The 743-nt window shown below is 38.9% G+C and carries 1 rRNA gene; it reads right to left on the bottom strand.

Annotation, left to right across the window (positions count from 1 at the left end):
• Nucleotides 1-608: 608 nt before the first annotated feature.
• A 5S ribosomal RNA gene (rrf, locus tag ES754_RS12050) occupies nucleotides 609-722 on the bottom strand.
• Between the last annotated feature and the right edge of the window lie 21 nt (nucleotides 723-743).

Genomic DNA, 743 nt, shown 5'->3' with positions numbered 1-743 from the left:
TATAACTTAAAATGTAAGTCTGTCAACCCTTTGTTCTAATTCGTTTCAGTAAGTGAGTCAGGTTATAAGTGTGTTACTTATGTCGCTGCTCTCCCTTGCTGAGGGGCGTATTATAGACGCTTTTAAGATGGTGTCAAGGAATAAATCATTCTAATTAAAAGTAATTTATTTGGCTAACTTCTTTCAGTGGTAAACCACTTCCAAAAACGCCTTCCCTTCCAACTGGGACGCATTATACGCACATTTGATGGAGGGTCAAAGTAATATTAGCTTTTATTTTATAAATATCCCAACTTCTTGAAACTTCTCATTTTAAGTGGGCTCAATAATGTCTCTGTGTTATAGAAATATAACATAAAAACATTGTTCAATTAAGAGATAAGAGGATCAGGTTTGATATATACAGAGAAAGAATAGTTTAAACCAGTCTTTTTATTGAGAAAAAGATCTCCAATTATGGGCTTAACACTTGCTGAGTACTGAAATAGATGGCACTTCACCTAACAGCCTTTCCACCCCTCCTATACTCCCTGTTTAAACCATCAAACCCGTAGGCAAAGAAAACCCCCTTGCACATAAGCGCAAGGGGGTTTATCTTTAGAATAGAGAGCTGACAATGACCTACTCTCACATGGGCGAACCACACTACCATCGGCGCTATGATGTTTCACTTCTGAGTTCGGTAAGGGATCAGGTGGGGCCATCATGCTATGGTCGTCAGCAAAGGGGGTTAGATATGAGTC

It is taken from the genome of Psychrobacter frigidicola (assembly GCF_007997305.1).
GTDB lineage: Bacteria > Pseudomonadota > Gammaproteobacteria > Pseudomonadales > Moraxellaceae > Psychrobacter > Psychrobacter frigidicola.
The sequence above is the reverse complement of the archived record's forward strand: the minus strand, read 5'-3'. Positions and strand labels throughout refer to the sequence as shown.